The organism is Pseudomonas sp. NFACC39-1 (assembly GCF_900110355.1).
Classification (GTDB): Bacteria; Pseudomonadota; Gammaproteobacteria; order Pseudomonadales; family Pseudomonadaceae; genus Aquipseudomonas; species Aquipseudomonas tehranensis.
In genome coordinates, this window is sequence record NZ_FODL01000002.1 from 386,276 (window position 1) to 403,197 (window position 16,922).

Sequence of the window (16,922 nt, forward strand, 5' to 3'; positions counted from 1 at the left end):
TAAAAGGTTTGCTGCTTGATGAGCATTATCAATGTTATGTGGGCAGGCGGTTTGCCGTTTGCTTCGGTACACAAGGTCCATCATCAGATCCTTTCGCGAATCGAGCCCGGGATGCCCGTAAAAACCTGGCTTTTGCAGGGATCGGCTTCTGACTGTCAGGTCGATGTCGGGCCGGCGCGTGAGTGGAATCTGACGTCAGCCCGACTCAAGGGGCGGCACATCTGGCGCCTGTTCAGGCCCTGGATGCGAAGCCGTTTTCGGGAGGCTTTGCTCGACAGTGATGCCCGCGTGGTATTGCTCGATGGCCTGGGCGTGGCCCGGACTCTCTTGCCGGTGCTCAAGGACATGCCTCAGATCCGCGTGGTGGTGATCTTCCATGGCGCGACACGCCTGCACATTACAAGCCGTGAGTTGCTGCGCGGGTTTCCTGCTTCGCGCCTGAGTCTGGCGGCTGTCTCCGAGACCTTGGCTACGTCGCTGCAGGACGAACTCGGCCTTCCGGTCGTTGCATTACGCAGCGCGTTCGATCCGGTTGCCTTTCAGGCTTCACTCAAGCCACGTGAGGAGGCGCGCGCTCGTTTGGGGTTGTCCTCTACAGATCAGCGTGTATTTGGTGCCGTCGGCCGGTTGGTGGGTAAAAAGGGATTTGCCAGCTTGTTGGACGCGTTCGCGCGAGCGGCGTCGGGCCATGGTGATTGGCGCCTGGTCATTGTAGGTGAAGGGCCGAGACGCGATGCGCTCCAGGCTCGGATCGCCCAGCCGGATCTTGTTGGCAAGGTCTTGTTGACTGGGCATCTGGAAGATGTCGCGACGCTGTATAAGGCATTCGATTGGGTGTTGATTCCATCACTCGACGAAGGGCTGGGTCTGATCCTTCAGGAAGCGATACTGGCAGGCATCCCGGTGCTGGCCAGCGAACTCGCTGTATTCCGTGAGCAACTGGGGGATACCGGCTGGTACGCACCGGCCAATGACGAAGAGGCATGGAGTGAGGTGATTACCCAGGCCTCACAGGCTCCAGCCGACGCCGTAGCGCAGGCCCAGTACCAGGCGCTGGCCCCGGAGCAGGCTTGGCTGAGTTTCAGCCAGACCGCTCGGAACTTGATCTCAGGCAGGCAGTAAGGCGCTTTCCAGCGCCTGCATGGGAAAGCTCTCGTTCAGGTTCTCCCTGGCAATATAACGAGCGAAATGCTGCAGGTTGCGACGCACAAGGCGGCGTGGCAGTGGAGAGCGCAGGAAACGCATGTCGGCTACATCGATCAGTCCCAGCTTGTTCTCAGGCGTGACGACGATGTTACCCAGGTGCAATGAGCGAAAATAAATGCCGCGAGCGTGAAGGCTGCGGATCAGCTCGACCAGTGTCGGAAGGGTCTGCTGCCAGCTGAAATTTTCCTGATTCGATAATTGACGCAGGGTTTTTCCTGGCAGAGGTCGATACAGTACGGCTGTCATGCCGGGTTTTTGCAGTTTGTAGAAGGCCAGCACTTCGAGCGTAGGCACGCCGAGTTCCTGCAATCGGACCGCGTTGTTGATGAACCGCGCTGAATAAGGCCGTAAAAGGGCTGAAGAAAAAAACCGCTTGAGGCGAAACAACTTGAGGATATTCCCATCCTGCAACAGATAGACCTTCGGGCCGTGGCCGTCGGCCTCCAGAATACTGGCGCCTTCAATCAATTGATTCAAAGCGGCTTGGGGAAGCCGTGAGGATTGCATCGTAGGAAAGCCTTGTTGAAAAAAGAACCGGTGCCGTAGCGGGCCATGATGCCCAAAAGTTTGTGTTTTAACCATGCCGGTTTTGGCTGGTAGACCGTTTAGGAGCGATAGATGTACGCGACGCGTTGGGCACAGGTGTGGATGGCCTTTGGCTTGTTATGGTTTTTGATGGCGATAGCCCTGGCACCGACCAACAAGGTCTATCAGCAAGGTTTGATAGCGTTTCTCTGGTTGCCGGTGATCATCTTCGCTTGGTCAGCGCGCCATCGGCTGTTGGAGGTGTGGCGTGCCCAGCGGTTGATTTACCTGGCGCTTCTGGCGTTGGCAGCCTGGGCGCTGATTACACTATTATGGTCCGAGGTGCCGGAGCCGGGCCGCGAAGCCAAGCGACTGCTTTATATCCTGGCGTTCCTGTTGTTTTTCCCAATGCTTGCCAATGGTCAGCCCGAGCGAGTGATTCGTATCATGCAGTGGGGTGGCCTGGGGCTAGCGCTCGTCGCGCTGGTTTCCATCGTCGATTTCTATGGCTTTGAAGGGCGCAATTGGGTGGCGCGCCTGGAGGGGCTGGGCAAGCTTTCCCATCCGATCCTGGGCACCTACGTGATCGGGCTGGCGGCGGTCTGGATGCTGCACTGGGTGCCGCGCCGGATCGGGTTGCAGGTACTTTGGGCGTTAGCGCTGGCTGTGTTGGGTGTCTTTGTTGTGATGTCCCAGAGTCGCGGCGCGGCGCTGGCCTTGTTGCTGAGTGTGCTGGCAATGCCTCTTTACTGCGCCGACCAGCGTACGCGCGTCATCGCCGCCATGACGCTGGTGCTGGCCATGCTGACCTTCTGGTTGCTTGAGCCGCTGGTGATGGCCAGAGGTGCGTCCTTTCGGCCCGAGATTTTAATGTCGAGCCTGCATATGATCGCCGAGCGGCCGTGGGGTGGCTTGGGATTGGCGGCTGACTACAGGGTCGCGACGCCAGGCCACTTTTTTGATCATGCGCATAACCTGTTCAGCCACGTCGCCATTGAGCTCGGACTACCGGGGCTGCTGCTTTGGTGCATGGTCTGGTTTGCGGTGCTGCGCGAAGCCTGGCGGGCCCGGGACACCCTGCTGGGCCGAGGCGTACTGGGTATGTGGGTGTTTTCGTTCCTGGCGATGCAGTTCGATGCCGCGAGCCTGACCGGAACCCCTCGCGCGGAATGGTTCATCAGTTGGCTGCCGATCGGCTTGGCCGGGGTTTTGGTCTGGGCACGGGCCAAGCCGGGCGCCTGTGATAAAGTTCCGTGTTCTTCTTAATCAGTGAGCTCGACAATGAGTGACGCACCGCCCAAAACGGAACAGGATTCCAGCCTGAAGATCTATTTTCGTTTGCTGGGATACGTCAAACCCTACGCTGGCATTTTCCTGCTGAGTATCCTGGGCTTCGTGATATTTGCTTCCACCCAACCCATGTTGGCGGGGATTCTCAAATATTTTGTCGATGGTCTGAGCAATCCCAATGCGGTGCTCTTTCCCACCGTTCCGTATCTCAAGGACTTGAAACTGCTGATGGCGGTGCCGCTGCTGATCATTCTGATCGCCGCCTGGCAGGGCCTGGGGTCGTTTCTGGGAAACTATTACCTGGCCAGGGTATCCCTGGGACTGGTGCACGACCTGCGAGTCGAGCTGTTCAACAAGCTGCTGGTGCTGCCCAACCGCTACTTCGATACCCACAACTCCGGGCATCTGATTTCCCGAATCACCTTTAACGTAACCATGGTGACCGGTGCCGCCACCGATGCTATCAAGGTGGTGATTCGTGAAGGCCTCACCGTGGTCTTCCTCTTCGCTTACCTCGTCTGGATGAACTGGAAGCTGACGCTGGTGATGTTGGCGATCCTGCCTCTGATTGCATTAATGGTAAGCAGCGCCAGTAAAAAATTCCGCAAACAAAGCAAAAAAATCCAGGTGGCCATGGGCGACGTGACGCATGTAGCGTCCGAGACCATCCAGGGTTACCGCGTGGTGCGCAGTTTTGGTGGCGAGGCCTACGAAAAGCAGCGCTTTGCCAATGCCAGCCAGGGCAACACCGATAAACAACTGCGCATGACTCGCACCGGCGCTGTCTATACACCCATGCTGCAGCTGGTGATTTACACCGCCATGGCGGCTCTGATGTTTCTGGTGCTTTTTCTGCGTGGCGATGCGACGGCCGGAGATCTGGTGGCCTACATTACGGCAGCGGGCTTGTTGCCCAAGCCGATTCGCCAGCTTTCGGAAGTCAGCTCCACCATCCAGAAAGGCGTGGCCGGTGCTGAAAGCATTTTTGAACAACTGGATGTCGAGCCGGAAGTCGACAGGGGTACGGTCGAGAAGGAGCGCGTCAGCGGCCGTCTGGAGGTTCGCAATCTGAGTTTCACCTACCCTGGCGCTGATCGCGAGGTGCTCAAGGACATCAGTTTCACGGCGGCACCCGGGCAGATGATTGCGTTGGTGGGGCGTTCCGGTAGCGGTAAGTCGACGCTGGCGAGCCTTATCCCGCGCTTCTATCACCATGACGTCGGGCAGATTTTTCTCGACGAGGTGGAAATCGAAGACTATCGCCTGCGCAACCTGCGTCGACATGTCGCCCAGGTCACCCAGCACGTCACACTGTTCAACGACACGGTGGCCAACAATATCGCCTACGGGGATCTGGCCGGCGCGCCACGGGCCGATATTGAAAAGGCGGCTCAAGACGCCTACGCCATGGACTTTATTGCGCAGTTGCCCAAGGGCCTGGACACCGAGGTGGGTGAAAACGGCGTGCTGTTGTCCGGCGGACAGCGTCAGCGTCTGGCCATTGCCAGGGCCCTATTGAAGAACGCACCGTTGCTGATTCTCGATGAAGCCACGTCGGCCCTGGACACTGAGTCCGAACGGCATATCCAGGCTGCGCTGGATCAGGTCATGAAAGGCCGCACTACGCTGGTCATTGCTCATCGTTTGTCGACCATCGAAAAGGCCGATCTGATTCTGGTGATGGATCAGGGCCGAATTGTCGAGCGCGGTGTCCACAGCGAGCTCTTGGCGCAGAATGGCTACTATGCTCGTCTTCACGCCATGGGACTGGACGCTCCCACTCAGGATATCGCCTGAGTACCGCTCAAACCTGTGGGAGCTTGCGCTCCTGCAGGCATTGGTACGGCGAGTGTACCAACGTGACTACGAGATGCTCGGCTATGAGTGAAGCGCCAAAGGTGTTGATGCCAAAGTCAGAGATTCGCCCTTGCGCACTGGCTGTTGCGCCTGCGGACCGGGCTGCGATCAAGTCCCAGAGGCCACGTTGCATCTGGCTGACTGGGCTTTCAGGTGCGGGCAAGTCTGCGCTGGGCAATGCTTTGGAGGTGCAGCTCAACCAGCAAGGCTTGCACACCTGCCTGCTCGACGGCGACAACCTGCGCCAGGGGTTGTGCCGTGACCTGGGGATGGACGCCGAGGCGCGCAAGGAAAACATCCGGCGGATTGGCGAAGTGGCGCGCTTGATGGTCGATGCCGGGCTGATTGTGATAGTCGCGGCAATCTCACCGTTTCGCGCGGACCGGGAGGCAGCCCGCGCGTTGTTCCCCCAAGGCACCTTCCTGGAGGTTTATGTAAGCACGCCTTTTGAGGTTTGCGCCCAACGTGATCCCAAGGGGTTGTACCGGGAAGCGCGTGCTGGGCGGATCAAGAACTTCACCGGGCTCGACAGCCCCTACGAAGCGCCGCTGTCGCCCGACTGTGAGATCAATACCAGCGAGGTGGAACTGGCCCAAGCCGTTAGCCGACTTTTGGCACTGCTGCAAAAGGAATGAAAAAAGCGCAGGTCAGGAGGGCCATGGACGAGCCTTCGCCAACCCTGTGCTAATATCGCGGCCCTGTTCATTTTGTATGTGGGATGCTCCATGAAGTTGTCCATGCCGCGATTCGATCAAGCCCCTGTATTGGTGGTCGGCGATGTCATGCTCGACCGCTACTGGCATGGCGGTACCTCACGGATTTCCCCTGAGGCGCCGGTTCCGGTGGTCAAGGTCGAGCACATCGAGGACCGTCCCGGTGGTGCCGCCAACGTTGCCTTGAACATCGCCGCCCTCGGTGCTCCAGCCTCTCTGGTGGGGGTGACCGGTGACGACGAAGCCGCCGACAGCCTGACCAACAGCCTCAATGGCGCAGGCGTGCGGGCGATATTCCAGCGTGTTGCGCACCAACCGACCATCGTCAAGCTGCGGGTCATGAGCCGTCACCAGCAACTGTTGCGGATCGATTTCGAAGAACCGTTCGCCACCGATCCCCTGGCCCTCGGCGCTGAGGTCGATAACCTGCTCGAAGGCGTCAAGGTGCTGGTGTTGTCGGACTACGGCAAAGGTGCGTTGAAAAACCATCAGGCGCTGATCCAGGCCGCTCGTGCCCGTGGCATTCCGGTACTGGCTGACCCCAAGGGCAAGGATTTTTCGATCTACCGCGGCGCGAGCGTGATTACGCCGAATCTCAGCGAGTTTGAAACCATCGTCGGCGGTTGCGCCGATGAGCATGAACTGGTGAGCAAAGGCGCACAGCTGATGCAGGACCTCGATCTCGGCGCTTTGCTGGTGACCCGTGGCGAGCATGGCATGACCCTGCTGCGTCCCGATCATCCGGCGCTGCACCTGCCGGCTCGTGCCCGTGAAGTGTTCGACGTGACCGGTGCCGGCGATACCGTGATCTCCACCCTGGCCGCGGCCATCGCCGCTGGCGAGGATCTGCCCCATGCAGTGGCCCTGGCGAACCTGGCGGCGGGTATTGTCGTCGGCAAGCTCGGTACCGCCGCCATCAGTGCCCCTGAGCTACGTCGCGCGATCCAGCGCGAAGAGGGTTCCGAGCGGGGCGTGCTGGGGCTGGAGCAGTTGCTGCTGGCCGTCGACGACGCCCGTGCTCACAACGAGACAATCGTGTTCACCAACGGCTGCTTCGACATCCTGCATGCCGGCCACGTGACCTATCTCGAGCAGGCCAGGGCCCAGGGCGGTCGCTTGATTGTCGCGGTCAACGACGATGCATCCGTGAGTCGCCTCAAGGGGCCGGGTCGGCCGATCAACAGTGTCGATCGGCGCATGGCGGTGTTGGCCGGTCTTGGTGCGGTGGACTGGGTGATCAGCTTCAGCGAAGGTACGCCGGAAAACCTGCTGCGCGAGGTCAAGCCGGATGTGCTGGTCAAGGGCGGTGACTACGGCATCGATCAGGTCGTGGGAGCGGACATCGTCGCGGCCTACGGCGGCACCGTGAAGGTGTTGGGGCTGGTGGAAAACAGCTCGACGACGGCGATTGTGGAAAAGATCCGCAATCACTGAGTGGATGTCACGCCGGGCTTGGTGTCGGGTGAGTCCATGGATGAACGCTTTTCTTGTGGCGAGGGAGCTTGCTCCCGCTGGGTTGCGTAGCAACCCCCTTTTTATGGGCGCTTCGCACTGCAGAGCCAGCCCAGCCAAGCGGGAGCAAGCTCCCTCGCCACAACAGCGCTTCAGGTGCTGGGACAGTTAACGCGCCACCTTGCGCGGCACGATCTTCTTGAGCAACTGTCGGGCCTTGCCCCTCAATCGGGTCAGCCCCGACTCCTTGCCCGGTGGCGTCAGCCCCTGCTGGCGCAGCCAATCCTTCCAGCGAATCCGCTCGTCTCGTACCAGCCAGCCGTCCTGCCTGGCGAAACTCTCCGCCAGGTACAACCCACGGGTGCTGGCCGGGTACAGTTGATCCTTTTTCAAGGTGTACAGCTCGGGCAAGGGCTGACCGTCCTGTAGCGGCATCAGATAAAGATCGGGTCGCTTGCGGTCCAGGCGCGCCACCAGTTGGTCTCCCTCCAGTCGCTCATCCACATGAAACAGGCTCAGGGATTTGGCTTCCTTGGGCACATCCAGGCGCAAATCGTAAATCAGTTGCAGCGAAGCCGTGGGCAGGTGCACGTAGGCCCGTGGCCGCTCGATCAGTTGCAGGTTGGCACTGCGCACCGGGCGGGCCGAGCCGGACAGCGGCGTCAGGCGAAACGGCAAGGCTTCCCGATAATGCAGGGCGCTGGCGTAGGGCGCCGGCAACCAGGTGTCATTGAAACGCCCGCCCAGCCAGCCCTCGGGGGTTTCCAGCAGGCATTCTTCGGCAATTTCGCTGATGGCGGTGAGCAGCGGCAGGTTCAGCTCATGGGCCGGGACATAACCGGAAATCAGCTTGAGCACCACATCGCCACGGTCCTGTCGGCGCTGGCGCACCAGTACCCAATAGTCGCGGTTCTGCCAGTGCAGGGTGAGGCGCACCGAGACGCCCAGGTTTGCCAGTTCCAGGGAAAAACGCTCGGCGTCGTCCACCGTCACCGGGCGACGCCGTTGCAGGGTCTGGGAGAAATTCAATGGCATCCCGACGCTCTGGTAAGTCAGGCCTTCAGGTGTCGCTTCGACGAACAGGGGCAGGGTCTTGAAGTCGCTGGGGTTTTTTCTGATGAGCGTACGCGGCATGTCGGCTCCTTCCTTAAGGCCGCGCAGGGCGGCGTCAGTTTCTACGAAGGACCTTGGCAACGGTCGCGACGTTATGGGCGAGGTGCAGCGGATTGATGGTGCCGACAATAGCACTGGCGACACCGGGATGCTCAAACAACAGTTCGAAGCTGGCCCGGACCGGGTCCACACCAGGGTTCAGGCAGACGTGACCGCTGGCCAAGGCTTTCTTCACCAGAATCGCCTTGCCATGCAAGGCTGCGTAGTCAATGACCGTCTTCTCGTTTCGTTCGTTCAGATTGTAGGTGACCATCGCGCAATCGCCTTGCTCCAGCGCTTGCAAACCGCCCTCGACGGTTTTGCCGGAAAAACCGAAGCCGCCGATCTTGCCCTCGCGCTTGAGCGCCGCCAGGGTCGGGTAGACCTCGCTGTCGTTGAGAATCGCCAGGTCATTGCCGTCGGAGTGCACCAGCACCATGTCGATGTAGTCCGTTTCCAGACGCTTGAGGCTGCGTTCCACCGAAAATCGAGTGTGGGCGGCACTGAAATCGTGGTGCGACTGGCCGTCACTGAATTCTTCGCCGACCTTGCTGACAATCACCCAATCCTGACGCTGGCCGCGCAACAACGGGCCCAGGCGTTCTTCACTGCGGCCATAGGCGGGCGCGGTGTCGATCAGGTTGATGCCCAGATCACGCGCCAGTTTGAGCAGCATCCGCGCTTCGTCGTCATCGGGAATCTGGAAACCGTTGGGGTATTTGACCCCCTGGTCGCGGCCGAGCTTGACGGTGCCCAGGCCCAGGGGTGAAACCCGCGGGCCGTTATTGCCCAGCGGGCGATGCAAGTCGTGCAGGGTCGGTTGGCTCATGGCAGCAGTTGCTCCCAGGCAGGGACGCCCATGGGCGGTTTCGGCAGGTCCGGCAATGGCGCCGGATGGCTGGGGGCGAGGCCATCACGTTGCAGTGTGGCGATCACCCGATCGGCAAAGTCCGGGGCCAGGGCCAGTTTGGTCGGCCAGCCCACCAGCAGGCGATCCTGCTCGGCGAGAAAGGCGTTGTCCGGGCGGGTCAGGCCCGATTGCAGCGGTTCGGCACGATCGACCCGCAGCGTGGCCCATTGTGCGGTGCTGAGGTCGACCCAGGGCAGCAATTGGCCAAGTTCTTTCTGGGCGGTAGCAATCTGTGCGGCGGGTTCGCGGGCCACGCCGTCGGCTTCGGCAATGTCGCCGCCCAGGTACCAGACCCATTGGCCATCGGCGGCCGGGTGGGTGGTCACGGTGATGCGCGGCTTCGGTCCGCCGCCCAGGCAGTGGGCGTACAGCGGCTTGAGGCTCGGTCCCTTGACCAGCACCATATGCAGCGGCCGACGCTGCATGGCCGGTTGATCCAGGCCTAGGGCCTTGAGCAGGTCGGCGGTGCCGGCCCCGGCGCTGAGGACGATACGTTGGGCGCGGATCTCGCGGCCATCAACCTTGAGGCCGATCAGTTCGTCGCCGTCGCGCAATGGCTCGATATCTTTGCCGGCCAGCAAACCATCGCCGGCCAGATCCGCCAGCCGTGCAAGCAGGCTGGGGACGTCCACCACCAGCTCGGCCAGACGATAGACCTTGCCCTTGAAGCGCTTGTCTTGCAGGGCTGGCGGCAGTTGCTCGCCCTTGACCTGATCGACCCGCCCACGCACGGCCTTGCTGGCGAAGAAGCTGGTGAGGTTGCCGGCCAGAGTGCCGGGAGACCAGAGGTAGTGAGCTTCGGACAGCAGGCGCACGCCGGACAGATCCAGTTCGCCCTCGCCGGCCAGGGCTTCGCGCCAGCGGCGCGGCATGTCGGCGATGGCTTCCGAGGCGCCGGTGAGAGCGCCGTGCAAGGCGTACTTGGCACCACCATGGATGATGCCCTGGGATTTGATGCTCTGCCCGCCGCCGAGGCTGGCGCTTTCCACCAACACAGTCGAAAAGCCCTGGCGGCGCAGGCGCGCATTCAGCCAGAGGCCGGCGACTCCGGCGCCGACAATCAGAACGTCGGTGGAAATAACGGATGGCATGCAGCGACCTCAGTGTTCAAGACGAGGGCGCAGTATACAGACTCGATGGGGATGGGATTTGTTGACGATCAACATCGGCAACCTGCAGGGAAAGCTTTTGTGGCGAGGGAGCTTGCTCCCGCTTGGGTGCGAAGCGCCCATAAAAATGGGGTTGCTGCGCAACCCAGCGGGAGCAAGCTCCCTCGCCACAAAGGTATTCCAATGAATGATCAGTGTGTTTTCAGTGCCCGGCAGTCTTGGAAAACAGCTGAATCACCACCACCCCCAGCACAATCAACGCCATCCCCAGCATCGCCGGCACGTCCAGCTTCTGCCCGTAGATGAACAGCGCCGCCACACTGACCATGACGATCCCCATCCCGGCCCAGACCGCATATGCCACGCCCACCGGGACGGTGCGCACCACCAGGGTCAGCATCCAGAATGCGATGCCGTAGCCGGCGATGACCAGCAACAGGGGCAAGGGTGTGCTCAAGCCTTTGATCGCTTTCATCGACACGGTGGCGATCACTTCGGCGCAGATGGCGATGGCCAGGTAGTAGTAAGCGTTCATAGGTGAAGATCCTCTTGAATGGTGCGTCACTCGATGTCGACATTTTAGAGGTGTGTCAGATGCGGTAAAGTCATTACCTATCGGTATGGGAGATAGGTTGCGTCATGAGTGTTCAGTGGAATCTGGATCAACTGCGGCTGTTTGTCGGGGTTGCCGAGAAACGTTCGTTTTCCGCCGTGGCGCGGGACCAGCGCAAGGCTCAATCGGCCATTAGCAGCGCGATTGCGTTGTTGGAAGCCGACCTGGGCGTGACGCTGTTCGAGCGCAGCAGTGGCCGTCAGCCCAAGCTCACTGAAGCCGGCGAGGCCTTGTTGGAAGAGGCGCGGGAAGTGCTGCGCCAGTGTGAGCGTCTCAATGGCCGGGCCCTGGCCCTGATGCGCGGTCAAGAGGCGTTGTTGCGCTTGGCTCAGGATGAGGCGATGCCTTATCAGCCGGTCATCGACAGCCTGGCGGCCCTGGCCGAGCGGTTCCCGACTCTCGAAGTGCAACTGGCCAGCGCCGCGCAAGGTGATGTGGCGCGCAAACTGGTGGAACGTCGCGCTGACCTTGGGTTGCTGTTTTATCACGACCAGATCCCCGAGGCGCTGGAGCGCCGGGTGCTGGGCAGCGTCGAGATGGTCACGGTCTGCGGCAGAGGCCATCCACTGGCGAACCATGGTTACGTGACCTGCCTGGAAATGGCCCGGCATCGGCAATTGCTCATGGCGACCCAGTCCAGTGTCTACCCTGGAAGTGAGCAGGCCAGCCCGCAGGTCTGGCGCGCCGACAGTTTCTACGTCTTGGCCGAATGGCTGAGGAGCGGCCTGGGCTGGGCGTGGCTGCCACGGCATGTGGTGCAGTACCCGGCGTACCTGGGGGATATGGTTGAGCTCAACAGCGAGTGGACCCCGCCGGCCCTGGTGGTGGAGCTGGTCTGGCGCCGCGACGAGCCTTTGGGCCCGGCCGCGCGCTGGCTGGCGGAACGTTTTGCCGTGCAGTTGCAGGCGATCGGCTGAAAAACCGATAAACTCCGCCGCCATGAACAGAACTCTCTATAGCGCATTGTTTTATCTGGGGCTGCCACTGGTAGCGATTCGGCTCTGGTTGCGGGCCCGCAAGGCGCCGGCCTACGCGCGGCGCATCGGCGAGCGTTTTTCCTGGGGCTTGCCGGTGATGGTGCCGGGAGGCATCTGGGTCCACGCGGTATCGGTGGGCGAGAGCATTGCCGCCGCGCCGATGATCCGTGCCTTGCTGCAACGTTATCCACAGTTGCCGATCACGATCACCTGCATGACGCCCACCGGTTCCGAGCGGATCCAGGCGTTGTTCGCCAACGAGCCACGCATCCGGCATTGCTATTTACCCTACGACTTGCCCTGCGCGGCCAACCGTTTCCTTGATCGAGTTCGCCCGGTGCTGGCGGTGATCATGGAAACCGAGTTGTGGCCCAACCACATTCATCAATGTGCCAAGCGCGGTATTCCTGTTGCCTTGGCCAATGCGCGACTGTCGCAGCGTTCTGCACGCGGTTATGCACGTTTGCCCAAACTCACCCGGCCGATGCTCGCCGAGATGAGCCTGTTCGCTGTGCAGACCGAAGCCGAGGCTGAGCGTTTTCTCCAGTTGGGTGCCCGGGCGCAAACCGTCGAGGTCACCGGTTCGATCAAGTTCGACCTGACCATCGATCCGCAATTGCTGGAAAACGCCAGCGCCTTGCGCCATGAGTGGCAAGCCACGGAACGCCCGGTGTGGATCGCTGCCAGTACCCATGAAGGTGAGGATGAGGTGGTGCTGGCCGCCCACCGTCGGTTGCTCGCCAGTTATCCCGATGCGTTGCTGATCCTGGTGCCGCGTCATCCCGAGCGTTTCGATTCAGTGCATCAATTGTGTGAAAGCGAAGGTTTCGCCACGGTCCGGCGTTCCAGCGCAAAGCCCGTCACTGCCCAGACGTCGGTGCTGCTGGGCGATACCATGGGCGAACTGTTGTTTCTCTATGCGCTGGCCGACAGCGCTTTTGTCGGCGGCAGTCTGGTACCCAACGGCGGCCATAACCTGCTGGAGCCGGCGGCACTGGCCAAGCCGGTGCTCAGCGGGCCGCATCTGTTCAATTTCCTTGAAATCGCCGCGCAACTGCGGGCTGCCGGGGCGCTGGCGGAAGTCGAAGACGCCGAAAGCCTGGCCCTGGCGGTACAACGCCTGTTCGAACTGCCCCGCGATGCCCAGCGCATGGCCGAGGCGGGCTTGAAGGTGATGCGCACCAATCAGGGCGCGTTGCAGCGGTTGCTGGAGGGGTTGGGGCGGTTGCTCGCTGGGCGGTGATCGCTGGCCTGGCCCGTAGGAGCTGCCGAAGGCTGCGATCTTTTGATCTTTCGCTTGAGATTCAAGTGTCTGGGAAAAGATCGCAGCCTCGTTGCACTCGACAGCTCCTACTGCGCCGGCCGCGAGCGCAGTTGCTCCGCCGCTGCCTGCGCCAAGTCCGGCGGCAGGAAGTCCTTGTCCGGGTTGTAGTCGGGTTTGAGATAGCGTGACAGGTCCTGCAGATCCGACGGGCTCAAAGTACCCGCTGCCTGCTTGAGCCGCAGGTTGTCGAGGATGTAGTCGTAGCGGGCGTTGTTGTAGTTGCGCACCGAGGTGTACAGCTGACGCTGGGCATCGAGTACATCGACGATGTTGCGCGTGCCCACCTGGTAGCCGATCTCCGTGGCTTCCACTGCGCTCTGGTTGGAGATGATGGACTGGCGGCGGGCCTGGACCTGTTCTACATCGGTATTCACCGCCCGGTGCAGGTTGCGGGTGTTCTCCACCACCTGCCGGCGCAGGGCCTCGCGCTGCTGTTCGGTCTGGGTCAGTTGCGAATAGGATTCGCGCACCTGAGAGCTGGTCAGCCCGCCACTGTAGATCGGGATACTCAATTGCAAACCGATGGTGCGTTGCTCGGCATCGCCGCCGTAACGCTGACCGGTCGGGCTGGGGTTGGTAAAGCCGAGGCCGTCGTTGTCGCCTTTTTTGTACTGGGCGATGGCATCGAGGGTGGGCGCGTGGCCGGCCTTGCGTTGACGCAGGGTGTCTTCGGCGGCATCGACGGCGTAGTTGCTGGCCAACAGGTTGAGATTCTGTTTGGCCGCGGTGTCGACCCAGGCTTTGGCATCGTTCGGCGTCGGTGGCAGGATCGGCAACGTATGGACGATGCCCTGGAGCGAGTTGTACTGACGGTTGGTCAGGGTGATCAGAGCTTCGAAGGCGTCGTCGACCTGGCGCTGGGCGAGGATCCGGTTGGCCCGCGCGGTGTCGTAACTGGCCTGGGATTGCAGCACGTCGGTCTTGTCCGACAGGCCCACGTCGAAGCGCTCGTTGGACTGGTCGAGCTGACGCTTGAACGCCGCTTCCTCGGCCTTGGTCGAGGCCAGGTTGTCCTGGCTGCGCAGCACGTTGAAATAGCTCTCGGCGCTTTGCAGGATCATGTTCTGTTCAGTGGCCGAGAGTTGCAGCGACGCTTGTTCGTTGACCGACTTGGCCGCCTGGAACTGAAACCAGCGATCGGCACGGAAAATCGGCTGGGACAGCGTGGCCTGGTAGACCGTGCCACTACGGGTGGCGGTCATGGCGGGCTCGTCGAGCTCGGTGCGGGTGTTGTTCAGGTCGGCACCGGCCGACAGGTTGGGCAGCAACCCGGCACGCGCCTGGGGCACCACTTCTTTCTGGGCACCATACTGGGCACGGGCGGCGGCCAGGTCGGCGTTGTTGTCCACCGCCTCCTGATACACGCTCACCAGATCGGTTTTGGTGGTCACGGGGGCTTCGGCAGCCCAGGCCATTCCATTGGACGCACAAGACACGGCAAGGGCCAGTGAGAGTTTGCGCAACATGAGGCGATCCCTATTTCACGGATGAGTGCGCACAAGAGGCGCGGCGTAGCGAGTGTAGTTGCGCAGGCCCATGGCAACAATCCTGTATATGCGCCATTCATCACGCCTTTTGCCGTCGCGATGGCGTTCTGTCGTGGTTGTGTCTAGACTGGCCGGGTTCTTGTCGGGGTGCCTTGCTATGAGGCTGAGATCGAATAATTTCGGATCCCGTTGAACCTGATCAGGTTAGCGCCTGCGTAGGGAACAAGATTTCTCGTCACCCGGCGAGTCCTCTTGTGCTTCGTCCGGGATGTTGTTCGACAATCGACTTTCGATCTCGAGCATCATCAAGCATCGAGCACAGCATCCGCACAGTCGTGCAAGGGTGCGTCCATTCGTTACAGGTTCGCTCCGACAAAAATCCACTGCCTGGATGTGTGTCTGGAGAGCCCGTGATGACGACAAAATCAAAAAACGCGACCAACCTCAGTGATTCGGCCAAGGTCGATGAGCAATCGGTTCAGCCCTTTACCCGCTCGCAAAAAATCTATGTCCAGGGCAGCCGCCCGGATATTCGCGTGCCCATGCGCGAAATCAGCCTCGACGTGACCCCCACCGATTTTGGCGGTGAAATCAACGCGCCGGTGGTGGTGTACGACACCTCGGGTCCTTACACCGACCCGAACGTGATCATCGACGTGCGTAAAGGCCTGGCCGATGTGCGTTCTTCGTGGATCGAGAGCCGTGGCGACACCGAGCGCCTGGCGGGCCTGAGCTCCAACTTCGGCCAGGAACGCCTGGCCGATCCCGAACTGACCAAACTGCGCTTCGCCCACGTGAACAACCCGCGTCGTGCCAAGCCGGGCGCCAACGTCAGCCAGATGCACTACGCGCGCAAAGGCATCATTACCGCCGAGATGGAATACGTCGCCATCCGCGAAAACATGAAGCTGGAAGTGGCCCGCGCCGCCGGCTTGCTCGACCAGCAACACGCCGGCCACAGCTTCGGCGCCAGCGTGCCGAAAGTCATCACGCCAGAGTTCGTGCGTGATGAAATCGCCCGGGGTCGCGCGATCATTCCGGCCAACATCAACCACACCGAACTGGAACCGATGATCATCGGCCGTAACTTCCTGGTGAAGATCAACGGCAACATTGGTAACAGTGCGCTGGGTTCTTCCATCGAAGAAGAAGTGGCGAAGCTGACCTGGGGCATCCGCTGGGGTTCGGACACGGTCATGGACCTGTCCACCGGCAAGCACATCCACGAAACCCGCGAGTGGATCATCCGCAACTCGCCGGTGCCGATTGGCACCGTGCCGATCTACCAGGCCCTGGAAAAAGTCGGCGGCGCGGCCGAGGACCTGACCTGGGAGCTGTTCCGCGACACGCTGATCGAACAGGCCGAGCAGGGCGTCGACTACTTCACCATCCATGCCGGCGTGCTGCTGCGCTACGTGCCGCTGACCGCCAAGCGCGTCACCGGCATCGTCAGCCGTGGCGGTTCGATCATGGCCAAGTGGTGCCTGGCGCACCACAAAGAAAACTTCCTCTACACCCACTTCGAAGACATCTGCGAAATCATGAAGGCCTACGACGTCAGCTTCTCGCTGGGCGATGGCCTGCGTCCGGGCTCGATTGCCGACGCCAACGACGAAGCGCAGTTCGGTGAGCTGGAAACCCTCGGCGAGCTGACCAAGATCGCCTGGAAGCATGACGTGCAGTGCATGATCGAAGGCCCGGGCCATGTGCCGATGCAGCTGATCAAAGAGAACATGGACAAGCAGCTGGAGTGCTGCGACGAGGCGCCGTTCTACACCCTCGGCCCGCTGACCACCGACATCGCCCCGGGCTACGACCACATCACCTCCGGCATCGGTGCGGCGATGATCGGTTGGTTCGGTTGCGCCATGCTCTGCTACGTAACCCCGAAGGAACACTTGGGGCTGCCGAACAAGGATGACGTCAAGACCGGGATCATCACCTACAAGATCGCCGCCCACGCGGCCGACCTTGCCAAGGGTCACCCAGGCGCGCAAATTCGCGACAACGCCTTGAGCAAGGCGCGTTTCGAGTTCCGCTGGGAAGACCAGTTCAACCTCGGCCTGGACCCGGACACCGCCCGCTCGTACCACGACGAAACCCTGCCGAAAGACTCGGCCAAGGTCGCGCATTTCTGTTCGATGTGCGGGCCGAAGTTCTGCTCGATGAAAATCACCCAGGAAGTGCGCGAGTACGCGGCCAACCAGCGCATTGAAGCGGTGGATGTCGATGTCGCCCAGGGTTTGGCGGAACAGGCCGAGCGGTTCAAGCAGGAAGGTAGTCAGCTTTACAAGAAAGTGTGATCTG

Annotated in this window: 14 protein-coding genes and 1 riboswitch; of the genes, 8 read left to right on the forward strand and 6 right to left on the reverse strand. The window is 61.2% G+C overall.

All coding sequences use genetic code 11. The features are described 5' to 3' along the window. The first annotated feature begins 18 nt into the window (after positions 1 to 18). Entirely contained in the window at positions 19 to 1,122 is a 1,104-nt protein-coding gene (locus tag BMY45_RS06040; RefSeq protein ID WP_092395678.1) for a glycosyltransferase, read from the forward strand. Here BMY45_RS06040 and BMY45_RS06045 read toward each other — a convergent pair. Then, positions 1,108 to 1,713: a BUD32 family EKC/KEOPS complex subunit gene (locus BMY45_RS06045; protein ID WP_092395680.1), complete on the reverse strand. Its 606-nt coding sequence runs from the start codon at positions 1,711 to 1,713 to the stop codon at positions 1,108 to 1,110. The two genes, BMY45_RS06040 and BMY45_RS06045, sit on opposite strands and share 15 nt — an antisense overlap. 111 nt (positions 1,714 to 1,824) lie before the next feature. Between BMY45_RS06045 and BMY45_RS06050 the strand changes: the two genes are divergently transcribed. From BMY45_RS06050 to hldE, 4 genes are all read left to right on the forward strand, one after another. After that, complete coding sequence (locus BMY45_RS06050; RefSeq protein ID WP_092395682.1) at positions 1,825 to 2,997, forward strand: O-antigen ligase family protein; 1,173 nt, start codon at positions 1,825 to 1,827, stop codon at positions 2,995 to 2,997. 15 nt (positions 2,998 to 3,012) lie between these two features. After that, a complete protein-coding gene (gene msbA / locus BMY45_RS06055) occupies positions 3,013 to 4,818 on the forward strand; it encodes a lipid A export permease/ATP-binding protein MsbA (protein WP_092395684.1) in 1,806 nt (601 codons plus the stop codon). 83 nt (positions 4,819 to 4,901) lie between these two features. Then, positions 4,902 to 5,513 (forward strand): adenylyl-sulfate kinase, encoded by a 612-nt coding sequence (gene cysC, locus BMY45_RS06060; RefSeq protein ID WP_177193306.1) that lies wholly within the window; start codon positions 4,902 to 4,904, stop codon positions 5,511 to 5,513. Positions 5,514 to 5,603: 90 nt separating this feature from the next. Beyond that, positions 5,604 to 7,025, forward strand: coding sequence for a bifunctional D-glycero-beta-D-manno-heptose-7-phosphate kinase/D-glycero-beta-D-manno-heptose 1-phosphate adenylyltransferase HldE (gene hldE, locus BMY45_RS06065; protein ID WP_092395686.1), 1,422 nt, complete (start codon positions 5,604 to 5,606; stop codon positions 7,023 to 7,025). Between the two features lie 186 nt (positions 7,026 to 7,211). On the opposite strand, the gene BMY45_RS06070 is transcribed toward hldE, so the two are convergent. From BMY45_RS06070 to BMY45_RS06085, 4 genes are all read right to left on the reverse strand, one after another. Beyond that, positions 7,212 to 8,177: a metal ABC transporter ATPase gene (locus BMY45_RS06070; protein ID WP_092395688.1), complete on the reverse strand. Its 966-nt coding sequence runs from the start codon at positions 8,175 to 8,177 to the stop codon at positions 7,212 to 7,214. A gap of 34 nt (positions 8,178 to 8,211) precedes the next feature. Further along, positions 8,212 to 9,024 carry an aldo/keto reductase gene (locus BMY45_RS06075; RefSeq protein ID WP_092395690.1) on the reverse strand — a complete coding sequence of 271 codons (813 nt, stop codon included), beginning with the start codon at positions 9,022 to 9,024 and terminating at the stop codon, positions 8,212 to 8,214. Further along, the gene (locus BMY45_RS06080) at positions 9,021 to 10,196 is read right to left on the reverse strand and encodes an NAD(P)/FAD-dependent oxidoreductase (protein ID WP_092395692.1); all 1,176 of its coding nucleotides are present in this window, start codon (positions 10,194 to 10,196) and stop codon (positions 9,021 to 9,023) included. Before BMY45_RS06080 ends, BMY45_RS06075 begins: the two co-directional genes overlap by 4 nt. 220 nt (positions 10,197 to 10,416) lie before the next feature. After that, a complete protein-coding gene (locus BMY45_RS06085) occupies positions 10,417 to 10,749 on the reverse strand; it encodes a DMT family transporter (RefSeq protein ID WP_047225891.1) in 333 nt (110 codons plus the stop codon). A gap of 104 nt (positions 10,750 to 10,853) precedes the next feature. Here BMY45_RS06085 and BMY45_RS06090 point away from each other — a divergent pair, with 104 nt between their 5' ends. Next, positions 10,854 to 11,744: a LysR family transcriptional regulator gene (locus BMY45_RS06090; protein WP_092395694.1), complete on the forward strand. Its 891-nt coding sequence runs from the start codon at positions 10,854 to 10,856 to the stop codon at positions 11,742 to 11,744. 22 nt (positions 11,745 to 11,766) lie between these two features. Then, positions 11,767 to 13,047 (forward strand): lipid IV(A) 3-deoxy-D-manno-octulosonic acid transferase, encoded by a 1,281-nt coding sequence (gene waaA / locus BMY45_RS06095; protein WP_092395696.1) that lies wholly within the window; start codon positions 11,767 to 11,769, stop codon positions 13,045 to 13,047. Between the two features lie 107 nt (positions 13,048 to 13,154). On the opposite strand, the gene BMY45_RS06100 is transcribed toward waaA, so the two are convergent. Then, entirely contained in the window at positions 13,155 to 14,594 is a 1,440-nt protein-coding gene (locus tag BMY45_RS06100) for a TolC family outer membrane protein (RefSeq protein ID WP_092395698.1), read from the reverse strand. 154 nt (positions 14,595 to 14,748) lie between these two features. Continuing rightward, positions 14,749 to 14,854, forward strand: a riboswitch (TPP riboswitch). 174 nt (positions 14,855 to 15,028) lie between these two features. Between BMY45_RS06100 and thiC the strand changes: the two genes are divergently transcribed. Further along, positions 15,029 to 16,918 carry a phosphomethylpyrimidine synthase ThiC gene (gene thiC, locus BMY45_RS06105; RefSeq protein WP_092395700.1) on the forward strand — a complete coding sequence of 630 codons (1,890 nt, stop codon included), beginning with the start codon at positions 15,029 to 15,031 and terminating at the stop codon, positions 16,916 to 16,918. Positions 16,919 to 16,922: the final 4 nt, after the last annotated feature.

What these genes read in the sequence shown, in the direction of transcription:
- BMY45_RS06040 (WP_092395678.1), top strand. Translation starts at nt 19, where the DNA reads ATGAGCATTATCAATGTTATGTGGGCAGGCGGTTTGCCGTTTGCTTCG.
- BMY45_RS06045 (WP_092395680.1), bottom strand. Translation starts at nt 1,713, where the DNA reads ATGCAATCCTCACGGCTTCCCCAAGCCGCTTTGAATCAATTGATTGAA.
- BMY45_RS06050 (WP_092395682.1), top strand. Translation starts at nt 1,825, where the DNA reads ATGTACGCGACGCGTTGGGCACAGGTGTGGATGGCCTTTGGCTTGTTA.
- msbA (WP_092395684.1), top strand. Translation starts at nt 3,013, where the DNA reads ATGAGTGACGCACCGCCCAAAACGGAACAGGATTCCAGCCTGAAGATC.
- cysC (WP_177193306.1), top strand. Translation starts at nt 4,902, where the DNA reads ATGAGTGAAGCGCCAAAGGTGTTGATGCCAAAGTCAGAGATTCGCCCT.
- hldE (WP_092395686.1), top strand. Translation starts at nt 5,604, where the DNA reads ATGAAGTTGTCCATGCCGCGATTCGATCAAGCCCCTGTATTGGTGGTC.
- BMY45_RS06070 (WP_092395688.1), bottom strand. Translation starts at nt 8,177, where the DNA reads ATGCCGCGTACGCTCATCAGAAAAAACCCCAGCGACTTCAAGACCCTG.
- BMY45_RS06075 (WP_092395690.1), bottom strand. Translation starts at nt 9,024, where the DNA reads ATGAGCCAACCGACCCTGCACGACTTGCATCGCCCGCTGGGCAATAAC.
- BMY45_RS06080 (WP_092395692.1), bottom strand. Translation starts at nt 10,196, where the DNA reads ATGCCATCCGTTATTTCCACCGACGTTCTGATTGTCGGCGCCGGAGTC.
- BMY45_RS06085 (WP_047225891.1), bottom strand. Translation starts at nt 10,749, where the DNA reads ATGAACGCTTACTACTACCTGGCCATCGCCATCTGCGCCGAAGTGATC.
- BMY45_RS06090 (WP_092395694.1), top strand. Translation starts at nt 10,854, where the DNA reads ATGAGTGTTCAGTGGAATCTGGATCAACTGCGGCTGTTTGTCGGGGTT.
- waaA (WP_092395696.1), top strand. Translation starts at nt 11,767, where the DNA reads ATGAACAGAACTCTCTATAGCGCATTGTTTTATCTGGGGCTGCCACTG.
- BMY45_RS06100 (WP_092395698.1), bottom strand. Translation starts at nt 14,594, where the DNA reads ATGTTGCGCAAACTCTCACTGGCCCTTGCCGTGTCTTGTGCGTCCAAT.
- thiC (WP_092395700.1), top strand. Translation starts at nt 15,029, where the DNA reads ATGACGACAAAATCAAAAAACGCGACCAACCTCAGTGATTCGGCCAAG.